The sequence below is a fragment of the Fibrobacter sp. UWR2 genome, from assembly GCF_002210285.1.
In the GTDB taxonomy this organism is placed as follows: domain Bacteria; phylum Fibrobacterota; class Fibrobacteria; order Fibrobacterales; family Fibrobacteraceae; genus Fibrobacter.
Window position 1 is genome coordinate 899,373 of sequence record NZ_MWQE01000001.1, and the last position, 21,066, is coordinate 920,438.

Sequence of the window (21,066 nt, forward strand, 5' to 3'; positions counted from 1 at the left end):
AAATAAGAATTTCTAGAGCGATTGGATAAATATTTTTTAGATTTTACATTGAAATGCAGTTTTTCTGTCGTCAAATAAGGATTTCGCTTGTTTCTGTGCTTCTGGCGTTCGCCCTGTCCATGGGCGACGGCTTCGACCAGAGTGCACAGTTCGGCTTGCGCTATGGCCCGAACCTCTCCTGGGGCATCATGGGCAACACGCCGTTTGTATGGGGGCAGTGGCTTCCCCAGCTAGCCGCCGATGTGCACTATACCTGGCTCGAACCCATTGAACCGCTCAATTATGGCGAGAAGATGGGCAAGAACCCGACCTTCCTCAAGATGGAAGCCGCACTGGAAATTTCCTCGTTCTATGCGGGTTACCAGGTGGGGCTTGGCCTGCGTCCGTTCAAGACTAACCCGCAGGTGGAGGTTTCGGCTACTTACGAAAGCTTCTTCTACCTGATGAGCAATCTTGAAATGGTCACGTCGGACGTGCTGGGCGAGGGGCGTATCGCCGAGACCTGGAATGCGGACTACATAGTGGACCACGCCTATGACGGGGATGAGTTCGACTACGCCCAGCTATTCGATATTGCGGTCAAGATAGAGTATTTCTTCCCGAAGTCAGCCCTTTTGGGGGTTAACATGCACTATATCCTCACGGATATCAGCACGGACTTTTCGGGAAAGAGCTATGACTACAAGCTTAACATGCCTGTGTTCAGTCGCGACTTTATCCTGGACTTTGAGTTCTTCGGGCACCTTCTGCTCAATGACTTCGTCTCGATGCTGGTGGAAACTTCGGTGTTCAGTACGGGCTTCCTGCGCGACGGCGATGTTGTTGAAAAGGAATCCCTCAAGTACATGATGGTAAAACTTGGCCCGCATATTTCCCTAAATAACGGGAAGCACGAATTTACGCTGGAACTGGGTTTCTGGAAGCGCCTGAAGGACCAGTTCTATGACGGAAATCTCTCGCAGCAGTTTATCGTGCAGTTGCAGTATCAGGGTTACTTCTCTTTCCCGATCCACAAGGACGCGCGGTAGTCGTGCCCGAATTTCAGAAGGTTTTCCCGTAACGGATCGCGGTTCAGGTCTTCGATGGGGTAGGCCGAGCGTATCCAGAATTTACCGCGATAGTCCATGCTGGCCACAGTCACAAGGGTCGGCAGCATGACTCCCGAAAGCTCTTTCCAGGAGTCGATTCTCATTTCGCGTTTTTCCTTGAATGCACCACGCATGGTCACGAGGTGCGGCATGGGGAGCGAATCGCTTGCGATGCTCCACCACATCTGCGAGAACGCGGTCGAGAATATGGTCGGTTTCTGGACCGTTGAATCCTTGCATACAAATAGCCCGTGGGCGAGGAGTTCTAGGTCGTCGTACCTGACGGGCGTGTTGCCGATTTCTTCTTTCAGGTGGTGCATTGCCATCTGCCGGCGGATGCGCGGGGAATCCTTCTCGATGTAGCGGCTTGTTTCGGCGGTAATGTACTTGTACGATGGCGTGTTCGGCAAGTGGATGAAGAACGTGTCGAGCTTGTCTGCCTCGTGGTGTCGCCATTCAATGTCGATCCTTGCGCGAGAATGCTGTGGATTGATGAACCTGCCTTCCATGTTCACTATCATGTCCTTGTCCAGGAACGTATGCGGGCAGAGTTCCTGCGCCTGCACCGTAAAGGCGAGCGCGGCTGTCAGCAATGTGGCCGGAATGATGGTGTGAACAAACTTCATGCGAGGAAAAATAAAAAACTCCGCTCTTTCCCAATGGCTAAAAGAGAGAACGGAGTTCGTTTTTAAGGAAGAAAATGTATGGCGGTGGTAGGCTCGCCTTGGCAAAGGGCGAGGGACTAGCCTTCGGCTACTTCGACGGCTTCTTCGTCGTCGCCGGCTTCGAGGGCGTCGTTCTCGCCGAGCTTGAAGAGCTCCACGTCCTTCATGCTCTCGCGGATCTTCTGCTCGATTTCGTTGCAGAGTTCCGGATTGTCCTTCAGGAACAGGCGGGTGTTCTCGCGGCCCTGACCGATGCGCTCGTTGTTGTAGCTGAACCAGGAACCGCTCTTCTGGATGATGTCGAGTTCGCTGGCGAGGTCGAGGATGGAGGCTTCGCGGGAGATGCCGCAACCGTAGAGGATGTCGAACTCGCACTGGGTGAACGGGGCCGCGACTTTGTTCTTCACGACCTTCACGCGGGTACGGTTGCCAATGACCTCTTCACCGTCCTTGATGGCGGCGATGCGGCGGATGTCGATACGCTGCGTTGCGTAGAACTTGAGGGCGTTACCGCCGGTGGTGGTCTCGGGGTTACCGAACATCACGCCGATCTTCATGCGGAGCTGGTTGATGAACAGCATGCAGGTATTGGACTTCGAGAGGATGCCGGTGAGCTTGCGGAGGGCTTGGCTCATGAGGCGTGCCTGAAGGCCGACGTGGTTATCGCCCATTTCGCCGTTGATTTCGGCCTGCGGGACGAGGGCTGCCACGGAGTCGATTACGATGATGTCGATAGCGCCGGAACGCACGAGGGTCTCGGCGATGTCGAGGGCCTGCTCGCCCGTATCGGGCTGGGAAACGAGGAGGGATTCGATGTCGACGCCGAGCTTGCGGGCGTAGACTGCGTCGAATGCGTGTTCCGCATCGATGAAGGCGGCGACGCCGCCGAGCTTCTGGGCTTCGGCGATGGCATGCAGGGTAAGCGTCGTCTTGCCGGAAGATTCGGGACCGTAGATTTCGATGATGCGGCCGCGGGGGAAACCTCCCACGCCGAGGGCCATGTCGAGCTGGATGCAGCCGGACGGAATGACCGGGATTTCTTCGACCGGCTGGCTGCCGAGGGCCATGATGGAACCTTTACCATAATTCTTTTCGATCTGCGCAATCGCGGCTTCGACCGCTTTTGCCTTGTCGGCGGAAAGGTTGCTAGTGGGTGTTGTGTTCTTCTTTGCCATGTTGGACTCCTTTTTTTTGTTTTTCTTGTCTAAATATACTATTTAGTGTTCACTTGTGCAAGTGCTTTTTTGGTTATTTATCAAAAAAAGTAACTTGCCCAGCACTATATAAACGGTTTGGACCCTTACTTTGAGCCTGTCCCCTGCGAAAATTTTACAAAAATTGTCGTTTTGCAAACAGTTGTTACCAGAAATCCAGGAAATCGACATCCAGACGGTGCCCACGGGCTTGCCCGGGACGGCGCCGCCGGGGCCAGCGATGCCCGAGGTTGATACTGCCCACTGGCAGCCGAACTGCCTGAGGGCGCCTGCGGCCATTTCTTTTACGGTCTGTTCGCTTACGGCGCCGTACGTCTCGAGGGTCTCGTGGCGGACTCCCAGGAGCTTTTCCTTGATTTCGTTCTGGTAGGCGACGATGCCGCCGGCAAGTACTGCCGAAGAGCCGGCTTCGTTCACGATGCTGCTGGCTACAAGCCCGCCCGTGCAGGATTCTGCGGTAGCCATCATTTCGCCGCGTGCGATGAGCGCCTCCTTGATGGCCTTGACCAGCAGGGAGATTTCTCTTTCGATGTCCTGCACGCTCATGCCTTCGAGTTTTTTCTCGATGTCTGCGCCCTGGAAATCAAAACCTTTTGTGTCGCTCATTTTCATACTCCGTAATTTAGAATTTAGTTGTGACATAAAATGTCAATTCTGTATTTTCCCGTAAAAAATATAGTCAGATTATTGCCGCCTGGTCAAAAAATCCCTAGAGTTTCTATATTTCAGGACGATGTCTGTGCGCTCGTTTATAATTTGTCTTGTTTTTGCCGCTGTTTTTGGAGGTGCCGCCTGGGCGCAGTCCGATTCAGTAACTACGGACGCACCGGATCCTGTGGCGGTTCCTGATTCTGCGGTTGCCGATACGGTCGCGGGTGACCCGCTGGTGAAGGGCAAGACGGGCATCCTCGCAATCGACACGCTCCCTGTGAACGAGTGGGATATCCCCACAAAGCGCAATTCGCTCCCGCTGACCATGCTCCTGAGTATTTTGCCCGGTGGCGGCCACTACTATACGGAACACTACGTGCGTGGCGGGTTCATTACGGGCATAGAGGCTCTGCTCATATACGAAGTGTACATCAACAAGGCCTGGCAAAAGGACCGCGTGCTCGAACAGGCTCAGCCCTTCCGCGATTCGGTGTCGATGATTACGAAACTCATCATGGAAAATACCGACCGCGATACCCTGAGGGCACTCCAGGATAAGCGAAATGAGTATGCTGCCCGCGTCCGCGAGAAAAGCGACAAGAAGATGGAGCAGGAGGATCTGCGCTATGCCGAAAATGCATGGCTGTTCGGCTTGCATCTGTACGGGATGTTCGATGCCTTCGGTATCTGGTACAACAATAACCACAGGAGTGTGGAACTCCGCAGTATGAAGGCAGCAGTACTGTGGGGGCTTATCCCGGGGTTTGGGCAGATGTACAATGGCGAGTTCGGCAAGGCGGGATTACTTTATATGGGGCTTATCGGTGCCGCTGCCAGTATCCACACCTCGCAGAATATGGTGGAATACTACCTCGACCGCAAGCATTTCCTGGCTGCGGAGGGTTCTAATTCCAAGGAACTTGAACGTGTGACCGAGCGTGTTACGTACTACCGCAAGAACAGAAACCAGTATATCTGGGGGCTTGCACTTATTTATCTGTATTCCCTTGGCGATGCCGCGGTCGATGCCCTGTTGAGCGACTTTGACAACCCGGTGCATTTCGCCCTGCTGCCGAACCTCACGGGTGGCGCGCAGGCCTTGCTTTCACTAGACTTTTAGTCCATTATGAGCGGAGGCATCTTGATGCCTTCGTGCACCGTCGTGAATGTCCCGCGGAAGTGTCCTTCGCTGTTGCGCTTGAACTCAAAACGGTTCACCATCGTGTAGCTGAACATGCCCTCTACAAAGACTTCGTCGGGTAACCCGCAGGCAAAGTGCTGGAGCGCCGCGATGACGCCTGCATGTGTGACCCACAGGAACTCGCCGTCGTCGTCGAGCGTGTCCAGGAGGGCCTCTACGCGCTTGTCCACGTCGTGGAAACTTTCACCTTCGGGGAACCGGAAACCGCGCCAGTCGCCCTTCCATGCGGCCATCTCGGTGCGCGGGACTGCCGTAAGTTTCTGGCCTTCCCAAGTGCCGAAGTTTATTTCCATGAGGCGGTCGTCTTTCTCAATGTCGAGCTTGGTGGCCTCGGATACTTTTTCGGCGAGCCGCATGCAGCGGAGTAGCGGGCTTGCGAACAGGCGGGTCGGTCTTGGACCGGCCTTCAGAAAATCTTCTATGGCGCTAGAGGATTCATCGGGGAATGTATCGGACACGTCGAAGTCGAGTCTGCCGTAGCAGACGTCCTTGGGGTTATAGGGCTTGGTATGGCGAAAAGTCCAAAGGATCATATCAAATAAAAAAGCCCCGAAGGGGGCAAAAAAGAAATCCTAGGCGACCTGAGCACATAAAAATTCACAAGTCCGTTGCTGCTTTCGCCCTGGCGTGTTGCCCGCAAATAGTCATTGCGCAGGGCCTAGGAACCTCAAATATAGATAGAAATGGGTGATTTTTAAAGGCCCGGATACTCCAAATTGGAACGAAAAAACGTGAAAATACCTTTTTTTTTTAATGAAAAACGCCAAATTTGACAAAAATGTGCGATGTGGACTACATGTCCACGGGAATAGTAAAAATATCGTTACTTTTGGCCTGATTTTTTGGGTATATTAGTACCGAGGGCTATTATGTTGAAACGGTTGATAAAAAGATTTTACCTAGCCGTAGCTCTGCTCGGCCTACTTGGCGCAGTATTTGCTGCCGAGGTTGAGCCGTTTGTTTTTGCAAACATTGCCGCCGACCATGATTCCCAGCAGGCTCAGTTCGAGTATATGCTGAAGTACAAACTGTTCGGTAGGGATTACCTGCAGATGGGGCGTCGCGTAATTATTCCTGACGCATCTGGTTGGAATGGTTCTGCAAATAACATTACTTCCGCTGAACAAATTTCGTTGGGTGGCCCTACATTAGCGGGTGGCTCAATTTCACTTGGTAATGAATGTAAATTGACGACTGGCCCGATTCGTGCAACATCATTAACAGCTGGTAATGATAACGGGGCTTCTTTGTTCGCTGGAACAATCTGTTTGGAAAATACAAGTGTTACTTCTGAAGTTCAGAGGGGTATTGATAGGGCTAATGGTAATGTAACAGATAATTGCCCTGAACTGCCAAACCCGCCTGCCGATTTGTCCATACCGACAATTACCTGGCCAAGTGAGGGGTATATTGACGATATTATTGTAAATGCGAATAATGGCGAGGCTGGTAGCGTCGCGTATATTGATGTGCCTGATGGTGAAGGTACATATGATATTTATATTCACAAAATTTATTTGAACTATGGTACTGGTAAGAATGGGGCCAAACTTTACATTAGAATGCAGGATGGTGGTCGTTTGACACGAATTTTCGTTGAGGACTTAAAAATTGGAAACCATTCAACGTTTAATGTGGTCTATAGAACTGATGAAGGCGAAGTAATCCAGACACAGAAACAGTATCGTGGAAATGTGATGTTCTATTCCAACAATGACATTACGTTTTCAAATACAGACAATGTGCCCATACAAGGTACCTTTATTACCACGGGAAAGATTAGCTTGAATTGTAATTTAGATTTCGCTGGTCAGTTGCTTGCAAACCAGTTGTATGTTGGAGATGATTTCAAGGGAGAAAACTTCAAGTTTGTTCCCTTCGACCCGCCTATACTCGACATCAAGTTCCCGGAACTCGGTGAGGACGGAGGCCTCCGGGAGAACGACCAGACCGTTTCGATTCCCATTAGCCTGGATACGAACGCCAATGTTGATGTGTACTTTACGTACTGCTTCGACTTGAGGGACGGCGTGGAATTGTCGGACTTCAACTACGGAGTAACTGATTTCCCCGTATGCGGAGTATCTACGCCGGTGAAGGTGATGATTCCTGAAGGCAGCACGGTTGCGGATAGGAATATCGAAATCAACGTCAAGGTCGATACTCTTACTGAACTGAACGACTGGCTAGTCATCAAGATTGAAATCGAGTCTGGCGCGGTCCTTCCGGGCAATAAGACCTCTGGCGAACTGAAGGTGAAAATCATCGACGCCGATGCTAAGGTCAAGCCTTCCTTTGATACGACGAAGGTGTATTCCGAGAGGGAGAACTATACCGGTTTCGTGGATGCCATCCGGGTCGTCAACAAAACGGATTCTACGACGATTCTGCTGGATTCCGCATATAGCGGGCGTTACTCGCTGGATCCCGTGACCGGCGCGCTAACCTTGCTTACCCCGGTGAACTACGAGGTCACGCAGAAAGACACAATCAAGGTGACATTGCAGAATGGGAGTGATGCCCCCATTATGAGGTACTTCCCGATTACTGTTATTGATGTGAACGAGAAGCCGAACGTTAGAGATACCGTATTCACGGTGAACGAGAATGCGACTGCAGGCTCGTTTGTGGGTAAGGTGTCTGCTAGCGACCCCGATGTACTCAACCAGGCATTTGGAAAACTGACCTACTCTCTTGCAGATTCTACGGCAGGTATGAAGCGCAACTTCACGATTGACGGTAGCGGTAATGTCAAGGTGGCTTCTGGTGCGACACTCGATTACGAGACCATGCCTGCCGAGTTCTACGTGAAGGTTATTGTGAAGGACCCGCAGGGCCTTGCCGATACGTCGGTTATGACCATCAGGTTGAAAGATGTCGATGAAGATCCGAAGATTATTGTTGACGATGATGATAATGGTAAGGACGATACCGAGGACGAGGAGAAGTGTGTCTCGGGTTGCACTACGGATAATCGCGGCAGTGGTCCTGACAGTATTCTCACTGTGGGGGTCAAAGAGAATGTGCCCACGGGAACGGTCGTGTTCGAGTACGTTGTGTCGGACGAAGACCGCGATGAGGTCGGACGCCTTATCCCGGAACTCCGTGACAACAATGGTACTGGCGTGGATTCGCTCTTCGCTATCGATGTGAAGCAGGATGCGCAGACTGGCAAATGGAAAGTAGTCGTGTCTGTGAAGGACAGTTCGAAACTTGACTTCGAGAATGTGAAGCAGAATCACGAGGTGACTGTAGTGGTGAGGGACTCTACGAACCGTGCAGACTCCATTGTGCGAGTCATCCGGATTATAGATGTGAACGAAATGCCGACGCTCGCGGAGCAGAAGTTCGAACTCAATGAACACGAGTCGAGCGGTGCTGTCGTGGGCACTATCGAGTCGGGCGATATGGACAATGATCCGAAGTTCACTCAGAACGTATTCAAGGCAGTTTCTGGCGATACGGCGTTCTTTGCGGTTTCTGCCGATGGCGTGATTACGGCAAAGAAGGAATTTGACTACGAGACCGAGCGCACGACATACGAAATCGTGGTTGCCGTGACAGACAAGAACGACCCGACGCTCACTGTTACCGAAACCATGACCATCGACATCAAGAATATGCCGGAAGTTCCGCACATTACGGATACCGAATTCGAGATAGAGGAGAATGTGGCAGATTCTACCGAAATCGGAACGATAACCTCGAAGGATCCCGATGGCGAAAATGACCCGAGAACTTACAATCTCGTGGAAGAAAGCGACTACGTGATTGTGACCGAAGACGGCAGGATTCTGGTAAAGGACTCCTCCAAGTTCGACTACGAAACCGTGACGAGCATAAGCATCAAGGTTTCCGTAACGGATTTGGACAACCTTTCTTCGGATACGGTTATTACCATAAAGCTCATTGATGTAAATGAGGCTCCGGATGTTCCGGACCAGACCATAACGGTGAAGGAAGATGCCGAGGTAGGTTCTGATGTGGGGCACATCAAGGCGACTGATCCGGATTCCCTTACGCCGGAATACAGTCACTTGACGTATGAACTTGTGGAAGAGAGCGAACAGTTCGACGTGAAGGAAGACGGTACTGTGGTGCTCAAGAAGGAACTGGACTACGAGACGGATTCCGTGTTCGTAATCAAGGTGCGCGTGACCGATGGTGAACTTGCGGATACGGCGCTTGTGACCGTGAAGGTCGGTAACGTCATCGAGAAGTCCGAGGTGGAAATCACCCGCGCCGAGACCCGTGATTCCGTATGGCTGAATCCTGATACCATCTATATCAATACGACTGACCTCTGCATTGAATGGAAGGCCGACGGTGTGCTCATGGGGCCCGATTGCGACCTTGAACTCGAAGAGGGTAAAAATATCATCACGAGGGAGTATAGGGATCCGGGCAAGGATAGTTCCGGCATCGATACGCTTGTCGTATTCGTGAGCACGCAGAGCCCCATCGTGACGGTGACGAAGGCTGTCGACGAGGGTAAGAAACCGAATATATTCACGATTGTCGAGGAACAGGATTCCCGTGACAGCGCCTTCTACGTGAACAGCAAGAATAACGATATCCTTGTAACAGTGAAGGACCCTGTCTCTGGTTCGAAGGAATCGTTTGTCGTGAATGTGGACCTTGAAACGGTGGACATTCCGTCGAAGACGTTTACCAAGACGCTCGAGGGCTTCGTAGATGCGGGCCTTACCCTGAACGAGAATCCGGCTTCCGGTACGGTTCACACGCCGGTCAACGACGACAAGATTGCGGTCAGCTATACCGAGGTCGTGAATGGTCAGGATCTCACCGTTACCTACTACACCGACAAGGACGGCCGTATCATCAGGAACGAGGATGGCGTAAAGGTCATGACGGTCACCTACGAGACGAAGGTGGGCGGTGATACCGTGCGAATCTCCTACCAGGTCGATGCGGTCACGGGAGAACTGGTGAAGACTTCCGGTGGCTATGCGAAGGTCTCTGAATCCTCGGATAAGGAATCCGCCGAAAACGATGTGGCGTTTACGGTTACCTACGACTATGTCGACAAAACGGGAAACGTGATGACCGTTTCCTATGGCGTCGACAAGAAGGGGAATCTCGTGAAGAACGAGGATGGCAACCTTGGTTACGAAGTCAGCTACACCTACACGAACAAGTATGGCAATTCGGCCACGCAGTCCGTGTTCATCGTGCTTGACCAGATTCCGCCCAAGGTGGAAATCCTCTCTCCGCTGGAAGGTGAAATCCTCTACTCGAACTTTGTGGAGGTGAAGTGGACTGTGGATATCGGCGATGGCCGCGGCGCGATTGTACAGGACACCCTCGTTACGCAGGGCCTAGACAAGGGTGGCAATGTCATTGTGCGCTTCTACCGTGACAAGGCGGGCAACGAGGCCAGCGATACGATACGCGTCATCATGAAGAACGCGAAGGACGTGGATATAGCGGTCGAGAAGCCGGTGACGGTCGTGACCCGTGACAAGGTGGACGAATACTACGCGAAGAACGAGCCCGAGGAGGGCGAGACCTTTGCGGTGAGCATCTACAATTCCAAGGCGGACAAGGAAATCGAGACGATGGTCGGAGGCGAGTTCGACAGCAAGAAGGGTAGCGGTGACGAACCCTATCCAGGACTCACGGGTCACCTTGGCCCCACGCTCGGAATCGAGACTAAGGTCCCGACTGTGAATGCCGTGGGTGGACTTGCGACTCTTGACGACCTAGTCAATTCCGATGGCCTTGTGGTGCTCCAGGAGGTCGAGGGCGGCAAGAAGGTCTCTGTCGAGGAATATGTGGAAAAATACTGCTCCGACGAGTTCGTGGAGAGTGTCGGTAGCGATATCTCGAGCGCAAACCTCTTCAAGACCAGGATGCGGGTGAAGATCTGGATTTACACGAGCCTTGGGCAGTTTGTGGACTACTATTCGTTCACGCAGGACCTGGATGACCCGAATTATGTGAACGATGCGGGCCTCCTCACGCTCTACTTCGAGATGAAACCCGACCGCGATGGCAATGTCCGCTCGGAAACGGGCCGCCTGTATGCGACCGGAGCCTATGTCTACAAGACCGAGGTCGAGCTCAAGTCTACGCTGCGCTGCTCGCTGCCTCCGTTCCATAAGAACTCGAAGGGCGAATTCGTCCCGAAGAAGGGCGACCATGTGAAGGGCTCGGCCAGGACTGTAAAAGAAGACCTGCTGAAGAGTTTTGGCTATAAACGCCCGAAAATGAAGTAAATTTGAGAAAAAAGCGCTTTTAAGAGGCCTGTGGGGCCTCTTTTTTGTTTTTTGGGGAGGGATTTCAGTGGAGCCTGTTTCGTGTAAACAAAAATTTTACAAAAAGGCGTGACGTGGCTCACATGTTGTGGTTTAGGTCGGAAAAATGGGAAAAATGCTCCCGTTTTCCCCATTGGGGACCTTGGAATGTAATAATATTTTAGTATTTTTAGGCCGGTGTTAAATGGGTTGGAGTCATCCATTTTTCCAATATGGTGGAGAAAATGAAAAAATTAAAGTGTTTGGCAGTTTTGCTTGTTGGTCTTATACCGACGTTCGCTTTCGCTAAAGCTAGCGTAGCTCCGTTGCAGTTTACGGGTGTCCCCGCAAGCCAGCAGGAGGCTCGTTGGGATTCCCTGATGAAATACAAGATTTGGGGAACAGACTCCATTCGTTTCCATGAAGAGGATTTTATCTCTGACACGGTCGGCTACAACGGAACTAGGGGCCCGATGTACTTAATGTACGGCCAGCGCGAGCTTGGCGGCCCGATTCTTGTGGGCGGCAACATGGTGTTCGACAATGGCGAAAAAGATGTTTTGCTTGCTGGTCCGGTGCGTGTGGAGGGAAATCTCCGGCTTAGCAATCAGGGCGGAAATAAGATGCCGAAAGTGTGGTGCGTAAAGGGGAGCATTACCGCGCAACACAATAACGGGTCTGAAGCTCAATGGAACAGTTTGATTGGTTCCTTGTATACTGATGAAACGAATGCCGTTTATACAAGTAAGGCAGGTGATTATTCTTCTTGTCCGACCAAAGTTCCTCCGCTTGAAGATTTGACGGTTCCCTATTTGGCGGACGCCGACTGGCAGGGCTCGGATAACTTCGGAATGACGGTTACACATGGGGAAACTAGATATATACATGTTCCTCCTGATTCCGTATATACGAATACATACGGAACATATGATAAGTATTACGAAAATTTTCAGGTGAGCGGCTCCTTGGGTAAGACCCTTTATATTGTGATGCCTCCCAACGGAAGACTGACGAGAATTTTTGCGAAAAATGGCTTCGATTTTGATAACGCAGTTAACGACTTTAAAATTCAGGTTGTCTATGTTAAAGAGGGCACGAAATTTGCAAATGGTGAATGGGATTTGACGGATAAAGACGAGTTTAAGTATTTGAGCAATGCTGATTATGCTGGTAACTTGCTGTTTTACACAAATAAAAAAATTCAGTGGAATTGGTGGGATAATGCGTCTTTCCAGGGTACTTGGATAACGACTGATTCGATTCAGATTGGTGGCCATTTCAAGTTGGCTGGTCAAATTATTGCTAAGTCTATTAATTTCCTTGCAAAAATCAAGGGAGACTTCCAGTACATGCCGTTTGACCCCCCTTGGATTGATATCAATCCAGAAGCGCGTACTTGGGGAACCCTCTACGAAGGAAAATCTGGTAAGCAGGCGCTCAATATTCGCTTGAATGAAGCCCCGACGACTGATGTCACTTTCAAGTATTGCTTTATTTTCACAGGCAATCAGGCGAACAACAGGGATACGGACCCGGATTCGTTGCAGGCGTTCGCCAGCTTGGACGACGTCGTCACATCAGATTTGCCTATTTGTAACGGTGCTAATTCAACCAACTTCAAGACGGTGTCAATCCCCAAGGGCTCTCTCGTTCCGACAAGTCCGGTTGGGGTGGAAGTCAAGGATGAACTTGTCGAGGAATGGGGCGAAATGTTCACGATTCGCGTGTTCGACATGGTGGGCGCCGTGCTCCCGAACAAGAGCCGTGAAGGCGAGTTCCTAATCGAAATTGAGGATGACGACAGGGCTCCGCTCAGCAAGGATACCACGTTCGTCGGCATTGAAGACGAAGACAACGCTTTTGTCAGGTTCCCGGCCCTTACTGGTAACGGCCAGCCTCTGACAGATTTCTTTGTGAAGATTGAATCGTTGCCGATGCACAACAGCAGTGTCGCCGGTAAGTTGATTTATGATGGCAACGTCGTTGATGCCGCTACCATTGCTGCGGGCCTCATTATTCCGAGTGCCGATATCGGTAAGCTCGTATATCGCGGGGAACCGAATGCATATGGAACCGGAGTCGCTTCGTTTACCTTTAGGATTATCAACAAGGATGTCCCTGCTGTTAGTAACAATGTGGTTGCCATCAACTTGAATGCCGTGAACGACGCCCCGACGGTGAACAACCCGACGGTCAAAGTCAAGGAGAATGTCGCTGGCGAAACTACTCCCAATGCGGTGAGCGGCAAGATTACCGTGAACGACGTGGATGATACCCAGTTTACCTATGCGTTCGATACTGGGGATGCGAATTATGCCAAGGTAACTTCCTTGTACACCATCAATTCGTCGACGGGCAAGATTTCCGTGAAGAGCGGCGTCAAGCTGAATTACGAATCGGCGGATAGCCTCCTGAAGATCAAGGTGAATGTTACGGACGCCGCCTCTACGACTTCCGGTACGGGGAAGATTACGGTCAAGTCTACCGTGACCATCAAGATTACCGACGATAATGACAAGCCCGTCATTAGAGACACGACATTGACGGTTGCTGAAAATTCGGCTGCTGGTACCGAAGTGGGCAAGGTTACCGCAGAAGACGAAGATATCTGGAAGGTGCTTTCGTTCTCGCTTGCCGATATGCCGGGGAATGCGAACACGGCTAGCCTGTTTACGATAGATGGAAACGGTGTAATCAAGGTGGCTACGGGCGCCAATCTCGACTACGAGACGAAGAAGGAATACAAACTCTACGCCATCGTGACGGATAACGGCGAAAGCAAGGGCTTTTCGAACAAGAAGGATACTGCCGAAGTTACAATCAAGCTTACGGACGCTAATGATCCGCCCATCATTGTCGACATCAAGGACGATTACAACGTTGTTGAAAACACCAAGACTGGGGTTGTTTTTGCAAAGTTCAAGGTTGTCGATGTGGATGCCGCCGATGGCAGCACTACCCTGAGCGCCACTGTAACGGATAAGAACCCGGTTTCGGGCTCCGTTAACGCCGGCCAGCTCTTCAAGGCGACAGTTTCAGCGCACAATGGCGATACACTGTATGTCAACCTTCTTGTGAAGGATAGCGCCCTGTTGGACTACGAAGCCCTCTACAAGGCTGATACGGTCAGCTACAATGTGACCGTGTCCATAAAGGATGGCGGCAACAGCACCGTTTCTGCAGATACGAAGATCTTTGTGACGGACGAAAACGAAACTCCGGATGCGAAGGACGGCGCGTTTACCGTTGCCGAAAATGCCCCTGCGGGAACGCTTGTGGGTACAGTTAGCGCTTCTGACCCGGATACATGTAATGCGACTTACAGCAAACTCAAGTATGTACTTGTCGGCTCTTCTAGCCGCTATGCGGTTGCAAGTGCGACCGGCAAGATTACGGTGAAGCAGGGTGCGGTAATTGACTACGAGACGACCCCGAACCACAAGGACACCATCAAGGTCAAGGTTACCGACAAGAACGGTAGCGGCCTCACGTCGCGTACTGCTACTATAGTGATTACCATTACCAACACGAACGAAGACCCGGAACTCAATTGCGTTACGGGCGATACCAAGTGCAACGGCCCGTTCGAAATTGCTGAAAATTCCGCCACGGGAACTGTAATCCATACCTTCGCGATTACGGATGTGGATGCGAACGATGCTGGTCACTTGACGGTCGATATCGTCGACAAGAACGGCAGCAACGCGAAGACGCTCTTCGACGTGAAGACGAATACCGCAAATACGGAAATGATTGTGTTCGTGAAGGACAAGTCTAAGCTTAACTACGAAGCCGTGGATTCCACATATGTGGTATACCTGATTGTGAAGGATGCCGGCAATGCCGCCGATACGCTTGTCCGTACCATCAAGGTAATCGATGTGAACGAAACCCCGACCCTTGCGGGCAAGACGGTTTCGTTGGCTGAAAACAGCCCGAAGAACAAGCTTGTTGCAACCCTTACGGCTACTGACCCGGATACGAAGCATGTGGTGGAATTTGGCCACCTGGATTACTCCGTCATTACGGAGGGTGCTCCGTTCTGGATGGATTCAAATAAGGTGAAGGTTCTCGATTCTACAAAGCTTGACTTCGAAACGACTCCGGTCTTTACGTTTGATGTGGAAGTCAAGAACTGCACGAAGAATACCTCTACGGGCAAGTACACCGATGGCTGCCTCATGGATACCGCTGCCGTGACGGTCAGGCTTTCGAACGTGAACGAAGAACCGGAACTCAAGTGCATTTCTGGCGATACCAAGTGCAACGGTCCGTTTGAAATTGCTGAAAACTCCGCTACGGGAACTGAAATCCACACCTTCGCGATTAGTGATATTGATGCTGATGATGCTGGCCAGTTGACGGTCGACCTTGTCGACAAGAATGGCCGCGATGCAAAGACGCTCTTTGACGTGAAGACGAATACCGCTAACACGGAAATGATTGTCTTTGTGAAGGACAAGTCCAAGCTTGACTACGAAGCGGTGGATGCCCAGTATGTCGTGTACCTGATTGTGAAGGACGCCAACAATGCTGCCGACACGCTTGTCCGAACCATCAAGGTTATTGACGTGAACGAAACCCCGAGCATCCAGCCGTTTAGCAAGACGATTGACGAAAATCTCCCGAACGGTACCAAGGTGGGTGACCTTGTTGCTTCTGATCTGGATACCAAGAACGAAGCGTTCCGCAAGCTGACCTACACTATCCTCGGTGCAGACACGGTGCCGTTTAGGCTGGATTCTAATGTCATCAAGGTGGCCGATAGTTCGAAGTTGGACTATGAAAAGAAGAAGCAGTTCAAGTTCAAGGTCCAGGTGTCGGATGGCGCTCTCAAGGATACGGCTCTCGTGACAATCACTCTCAAGGATGTTGACGAAAGACCGAAGATTATCGTTGACGACGATGACGATGGCGACGACGATTCCGAAGACAAGTGCATTGCTCACTGTGATACGACCCATCGTGGCTCCGGTGACGAACACGGCAAGGATGCCTTGACCGTAGGCGTGAAGGAAAATTCTTCTACCGGTACGGTCGTGATGCAGTACTGGGTGTATGACGAAGATTCCGAAGATGTCAAGAAACTTGTTCCTACGCTTGACCAAATTGAAGCGACGGTCGGTGGCCTCACTGCAAACGACCTCTTCACGATTACCAAAGTGCAAGAAGGTAACAGGTGGAAGATTGTCGTGAAAGTCAAGGATGGCAGCCTTCTCGACTATGAAGCCCTTGGCAAGGTTGACCCCGTTACGAACCTGGTTCCGCAGTATACCGTGAATATCATCTTGACCGACCCGGTGGATCCTTCGAATGCCAATTCCAAGGAACTGAAGGACACGATTGTTCGCGTAATCGAAGTTCTCGATGTGAACGAATCTCCGCTTTTCGACGTGAGACCGTGTGAAATCGCAGAAAACAACCAAGTCGGTGATTCTCTTGGCAGAATCGAACACCCGAGCGATATTGACTCGTTGTCTAAACATCTCGATTACTATGATAACCAGTTCAGACTCGTGGGTGGCGATACGGCCCTGTTTGACCTAAGGTATGATGAACCTATTGACGGTAGGCCGAATATAACGCTTGTGGCCAAGGTTGTCTTTGATTGCGAAACGGAACCGTACAAGAACAGGTGCGGCGTTGATAGCGCATTCCATGTGGTAATCGACTACTTTGACAAGCACGACACGACGAACAAGATGAGAAAGGATGTGCCGATTAAGCTTATCGATGTGAACGAAAAGCCGAAGATCCTCACGGATTCCGTGGAAGTCAAGGAAAACGTGAAGAAGGGGACTGTTGTCGATACGGTCAAGGCGACTGACACCGACTTGTACGATACTGTGCTGACCTTTACGCTAGTCGAGGACAGGAGCGGTTGCTTTGATGTCTCTACGAGTGGTGTCATTACGGTCAAGAAGGACAATTGCCCGGACTTGAACTACGAAAAGAATAAGGAACTCCCGATTAAGGTGAAGGTGACCGACAATGGTACCGACGGCTCTGGGGAAGGAACCTTGTCTGATACAAAGACGATCATCGTGAAGATTAAGGACGTGAACGAAGCTCCGGAAATCCCGGATCAGGAATTCACTGTGCCTGAAGATACGAAGCCTGGCAAGAAGGTTGCCGTGGTCGAAGCCTCTGACCCGGATGTCGAGGAAGAATACAGCACGCTGACCTTCTCCCTCGTGGAAGAGAGCGAGGAATTCGATGTCAAGGAAGACGGTACTGTCATTCTGAAGAAGCCGCTTGACTACGAAAAGGATTCTGTGTACGAAATCAAGGTCCGCGTGACGGACGGTGAACTTTCGGATACGGCGAATGTCACCATCAAGGTGGGCAACGTCTACGAACAGCCGAAGGTCGAAATTACCCTCGCCGAAACGGTGGACTCGTCTTGGACTGATCCGGATACGATTTTCATCAACAACAAGAGTCTGTGCATTGAATGGGTTGCCATGGAACGCAAGTCCGAGAAGACGTTGTTGGATTCTTCTGAATGCGGTATTGAACTCGATGAAGGCGAGAACCTCGTCATCCGCAAGTTCGAAGACCCGACAATGGATGAACCGGGCTACGATACCCTCGTGGTGTACGTGAATACGCAGACTCCGATTGTTACCGTGGGCAAGTCGACCGACAAGTTTGCTGATCCGAACATCTTTACCGTGGTGGAACAGAACTCGAAGGGCGATACGGCGTTCTACGTGAACGACCCGAGCAACGATATTTTTGTGACGATTGAAGATCCGGCCGAAAAGACCAAGGAAAAGTTTACGGTGAAACTTGACCTGGATACGGTAAAGGTTCCGTCCAAGACCTACAAGACGGTTTCTGATATCGCAGACAATGGTATCGCCTTGAATGAAAAGGCCTCTAATGCGACGCATACGCCTGTTAACGGTGAGAAAATTGCTGTAACGTATACTGAAAAGGTTAACGGCAAGAAAGTCCAGATTACGTACTACACGGATTCCAAGGGAGAGCTCATCGAGAATGCCGATGGCGTGGTCGAGATGACGGTTGCCTATACCGAGACCATCAACGGTATCGATGTGAAGATTTCCTACCAGGCTGACGCGGTCACGGGTTCTGTTATCAAGACAAGTGGTGGCTACGTGAAGTCCGAAGAATCTTCTGAAGGCGGTAAGAATGGTAAGGGTGGTAAGAATGGCAAGTCTTCTAAGGATTCCGAGAAAAAAGTCGTGTACACCGTCTCTTATGACTATGTGGATGACGCCGGCAACACTATAAAGATTTCCTATGGTGTCGACGCCGATGGCGATATCGTGAGAAACGAATTCGGTAGCATCGGCTACGAACTCACCTATACCTACATGAACAAGTACGGCAACGCCTCTACGCAGTCTATCTTCGTGGTTCTCGATGAGGTGGCGCCCGAGGTCAAGATCCTTTACCCGACCGAAGGCGAAATCATCTATGCGAACTACGTTGATGTGAAGTGGACTGTCGATATTGGCGATGGCAAGGGCCCGATTGTCCAGGATACCCTCGTGACGCAGAGCCTCAACAAGGGTGGTAACGGTATCGTGCGCTTCTACCGCGACAAGGCAGGCAATATTGCTAGCGATACGGTGCGCGTCATCATGAAGAATGCGAAGGACGTGGACATTGCTGTCGAACAGCCGGTTACACTCGTAACGCAGGAAAAGGTTGACGATTACTACGCCGTGAACGAGCCTGAAGAGGGCGAAACGTTTGCCGTGTCTATCTACAACCCGAAGACGGATAAGGAAGTCGAAACCCAGGTCGGTGGCGAGTTTGACCCGAAGGAAGGTAGTGGAGACGAACCGTATCCGGGACTTGCAGGCCACTTGGGCCCGACCCTCGGTATCGATACGAAGGTGCCGGCCGTGAATGCCGTTGGCGGTCTTGCAACGCTTGATGACCTTGTGAATTCGGAAGGCCTTGTGGCCCTGCAGGAAGTCGACGGCGGTAAGAAGATTACTGTCGATGAATACGTGGAGGAATACTGCTCTGACGAATTCGCTGAGAGTGTCGGTAGCGATCTGAGCCGGGTGAACCTGTACAAGACCAAGATGCGCGTAAAGATCTGGATCTACACGACTCTTGGAGAGTATGTGGACTACTACGCCTTCACGCAGGACCTCAACAATCCTGATTATGCAAGTGACGCTGGCCTCCTCACGCTCTACTTCGAAATGAAGCCGGACCGTGATGGCAATGTGCGTACGGCTGAAGGTCGCCTGATGGCTACGGGTGCATACATCTACAAGACTGAGGTCGAGTTGAACACCACGCTCCGTTGCTCGCTCCCGCCGTTCGAGAAGAAGGCCGACAAGACGTTTGCTCCGAAGAAGAAGGATAACCTCAAGGGCTCTACTCGTAAGGTCACTGAGGAAATGCTCAAGAGTTTCGGTTACAAGCGCCCCGAAAAGAAATAATTGCTAATCATTATTGATAATCCCCGCCATGTGCGGGGATTTTTTATTTTTAGGAATATGCTTATAGGTTGCCATCTTTCGAGTGCTGCAGGCTTCAAGGCGATGGGCGAGGACGCCCTCTCCATAGGGGCCAACGTGTTCCAGTTCTTTACCCGTAACCCGCGCGGGGGCGCTGCTAAGCCCTTTGACAAGGTTGACGCCGACGCGCTGGTGCAGTTGATGCGCGAAAACAAGTTCGGGCCTGCGCTTGCGCATGCTCCCTACACGCTGAACCCGTGTGCTGCGGACGAGGGCCTGCGGCAGTATGCCCGCGACGTGATGAAGGATGACCTGTGGCGCATGGACCACTTCCCTGGAGCGATGTACAACTTTCATCCCGGAAGCCACGTGAAGCAGGGGGCCGAAAGGGGCATCGAGCTGATTGCGGAACACCTGAATGCGATACTGCGCCCGGACTTGAAGACTCTCGTGCTTCTAGAAACGATGGCGGGGAAGGGGAGCGAGGTTGGCCGAACCTTCGAGGAACTGCGTGCGATTATAGACCGTGTGGAACTATCGGACAAGGTCGGGGTCTGTCTGGATACCTGCCACGTGCATGACGGCGGTTACGATATTGTGAACCGCCTGGACTGGGTGCTGGAACAGTTCGACAAGGTCATCGGTTTAAAGCGCCTGCATGCAATCCATCTGAACGACAGCAAGAACCCGCTGGCGAGCCACAAGGACCGTCATGAGGTTATCGGTGCAGGGTTTATCGGGCTCGATGCGCTGGTGCGTGTGGTGAACCATCCGGCACTGAAGGACCTGCCGTTCTACCTGGAGACCCCGAACGAACTCCCTGGGTACGCCAAGGAAATCGCCCTGATGAGGAGTCGATACGCATAGTTGTCATGGCGCACTTGTTGCGCCATCTCCACGAAAAAAGGCGTTTAAAAGCGAAAAAACGAAAAAAATATTCTTTTTTCCCGAATTTCCCCTTGACAACGGACGTTGTTTATCTATATTTGGGGGCGTCTAACAGACGATGCTTCATAGCTCAGTTGGTAGAGCCCGCGACTGTTAATCGCGTTGTCCTTGGTTCGAGTCCAAGTGAAGCAGCTTAGAACCCCGTTCGAAAGAGCGGGGTTCTTTGTATTTGCTATATTGTGCATATATGATTAAGAACCTGCTTATCGCTATTCTCGCTGCTGCAGCCTTTACGTTTGCGGCTGACCCTGTTACGATCGAAGGCCGCTTGACCGAAATCCCGGGCAAGATGCCGAGCAATGACCTCTACAGCTACGTGTATGTGTTCAAGTACAAGGTGTTGAAGGTTGTCTCTGGCAAGCTCGATGCGAAGGAAGTGCTGGTGGGCGTGTATAACCCGCTTATCGCACGCGGCAAGGTCAAGGACAAGATGGCCGACAAGAGCAAGGGCAATGTGGGCGAGTTCAAGGCGAAGGCCAAGCACACGCTCAAGATTGTGCCGCTCGAGGGAAACTGGGATGGTGCCGTCGAGGACGAGTACTTTGACGACGAAGCTCCGCGCTACCTGGCGATTGAAGTGAACGAGTAGGCC

General features: G+C 51.5%; 10 protein-coding genes and 1 tRNA gene. 7 read left to right on the plus strand and 4 right to left on the minus strand.

Annotation, left to right across the window (positions count from 1 at the left end):
* Positions 1 to 53: 53 nt before the first annotated feature.
* Positions 54 to 1,028 (plus strand): hypothetical protein, encoded by a 975-nt coding sequence (locus B7994_RS03595; RefSeq protein WP_144063728.1) that lies wholly within the window; start codon positions 54 to 56, stop codon positions 1,026 to 1,028.
* Here the strand turns inward: B7994_RS03595 and B7994_RS03600 are convergent.
* From B7994_RS03600 to B7994_RS03610, 3 genes are all read right to left on the minus strand, one after another.
* Positions 992 to 1,714 carry a hypothetical protein gene (locus B7994_RS03600; protein ID WP_088637088.1) on the minus strand — a complete coding sequence of 241 codons (723 nt, stop codon included), beginning with the start codon at positions 1,712 to 1,714 and terminating at the stop codon, positions 992 to 994. The two genes, B7994_RS03595 and B7994_RS03600, sit on opposite strands and share 37 nt — an antisense overlap.
* Positions 1,715 to 1,830: 116 nt before the next feature.
* Entirely contained in the window at positions 1,831 to 2,928 is a 1,098-nt protein-coding gene (gene recA, locus B7994_RS03605; protein ID WP_088637089.1) for a recombinase RecA, read from the minus strand.
* Positions 2,929 to 2,970: 42 nt separating this feature from the next.
* Positions 2,971 to 3,573 carry a CinA family protein gene (locus B7994_RS03610; RefSeq protein ID WP_198957814.1) on the minus strand — a complete coding sequence of 201 codons (603 nt, stop codon included), beginning with the start codon at positions 3,571 to 3,573 and terminating at the stop codon, positions 2,971 to 2,973.
* Positions 3,574 to 3,706: 133 nt separating this feature from the next.
* Here B7994_RS03610 and B7994_RS03615 point away from each other — a divergent pair, with 133 nt between their 5' ends.
* Complete coding sequence (locus B7994_RS03615) at positions 3,707 to 4,738, plus strand: DUF5683 domain-containing protein (RefSeq protein ID WP_144063729.1); 1,032 nt, start codon at positions 3,707 to 3,709, stop codon at positions 4,736 to 4,738.
* Here the strand turns inward: B7994_RS03615 and B7994_RS03620 are convergent.
* Positions 4,735 to 5,352, minus strand: coding sequence for a histidine phosphatase family protein (locus tag B7994_RS03620; RefSeq protein ID WP_088637091.1), 618 nt, complete (start codon positions 5,350 to 5,352; stop codon positions 4,735 to 4,737). The genes B7994_RS03615 and B7994_RS03620 overlap by 4 nt on opposite strands.
* A 1,251-nt stretch (positions 5,353 to 6,603) precedes the next feature.
* Here B7994_RS03620 and B7994_RS03625 point away from each other — a divergent pair.
* The 5 genes from B7994_RS03625 (at position 6,604) to B7994_RS03645 (ending at position 21,063) form a co-directional block, all read left to right on the plus strand.
* Complete coding sequence (locus tag B7994_RS03625) at positions 6,604 to 11,058, plus strand: cadherin repeat domain-containing protein (RefSeq protein WP_158213065.1); 4,455 nt, start codon at positions 6,604 to 6,606, stop codon at positions 11,056 to 11,058.
* 281 nt (positions 11,059 to 11,339) lie between these two features.
* Positions 11,340 to 19,508, plus strand: coding sequence for a cadherin repeat domain-containing protein (locus tag B7994_RS03630; protein WP_158213066.1), 8,169 nt, complete (start codon positions 11,340 to 11,342; stop codon positions 19,506 to 19,508).
* Between the two features lie 57 nt (positions 19,509 to 19,565).
* Positions 19,566 to 20,393, plus strand: a complete 828-nt coding sequence (locus tag B7994_RS03635; protein WP_088637094.1) for a deoxyribonuclease IV — start codon at positions 19,566 to 19,568, stop codon at positions 20,391 to 20,393.
* A 140-nt stretch (positions 20,394 to 20,533) separates the two neighbouring features.
* A tRNA-Asn gene (locus tag B7994_RS03640) sits at positions 20,534 to 20,606 on the plus strand.
* 55 nt (positions 20,607 to 20,661) lie between these two features.
* Positions 20,662 to 21,063 (plus strand): hypothetical protein, encoded by a 402-nt coding sequence (locus B7994_RS03645; protein WP_088637095.1) that lies wholly within the window; start codon positions 20,662 to 20,664, stop codon positions 21,061 to 21,063.
* The last annotated feature ends 3 nt before the right edge of the window (positions 21,064 to 21,066 follow it).

Excerpts from the sequence above, each read along its gene's own strand:
- B7994_RS03595 (WP_144063728.1), top strand. The coding sequence starts at position 54 with ATGCAGTTTTTCTGTCGTCAAATAAGGATTTCGCTTGTTTCTGTGCTT.
- B7994_RS03600 (WP_088637088.1), bottom strand. The coding sequence starts at position 1,714 with ATGAAGTTTGTTCACACCATCATTCCGGCCACATTGCTGACAGCCGCG.
- recA (WP_088637089.1), bottom strand. The coding sequence starts at position 2,928 with ATGGCAAAGAAGAACACAACACCCACTAGCAACCTTTCCGCCGACAAG.
- B7994_RS03610 (WP_198957814.1), bottom strand. The coding sequence starts at position 3,573 with ATGAGCGACACAAAAGGTTTTGATTTCCAGGGCGCAGACATCGAGAAA.
- B7994_RS03620 (WP_088637091.1), bottom strand. The coding sequence starts at position 5,352 with ATGATCCTTTGGACTTTTCGCCATACCAAGCCCTATAACCCCAAGGAC.
- B7994_RS03635 (WP_088637094.1), top strand. The coding sequence starts at position 19,566 with ATGCTTATAGGTTGCCATCTTTCGAGTGCTGCAGGCTTCAAGGCGATG.
- B7994_RS03645 (WP_088637095.1), top strand. The coding sequence starts at position 20,662 with ATGATTAAGAACCTGCTTATCGCTATTCTCGCTGCTGCAGCCTTTACG.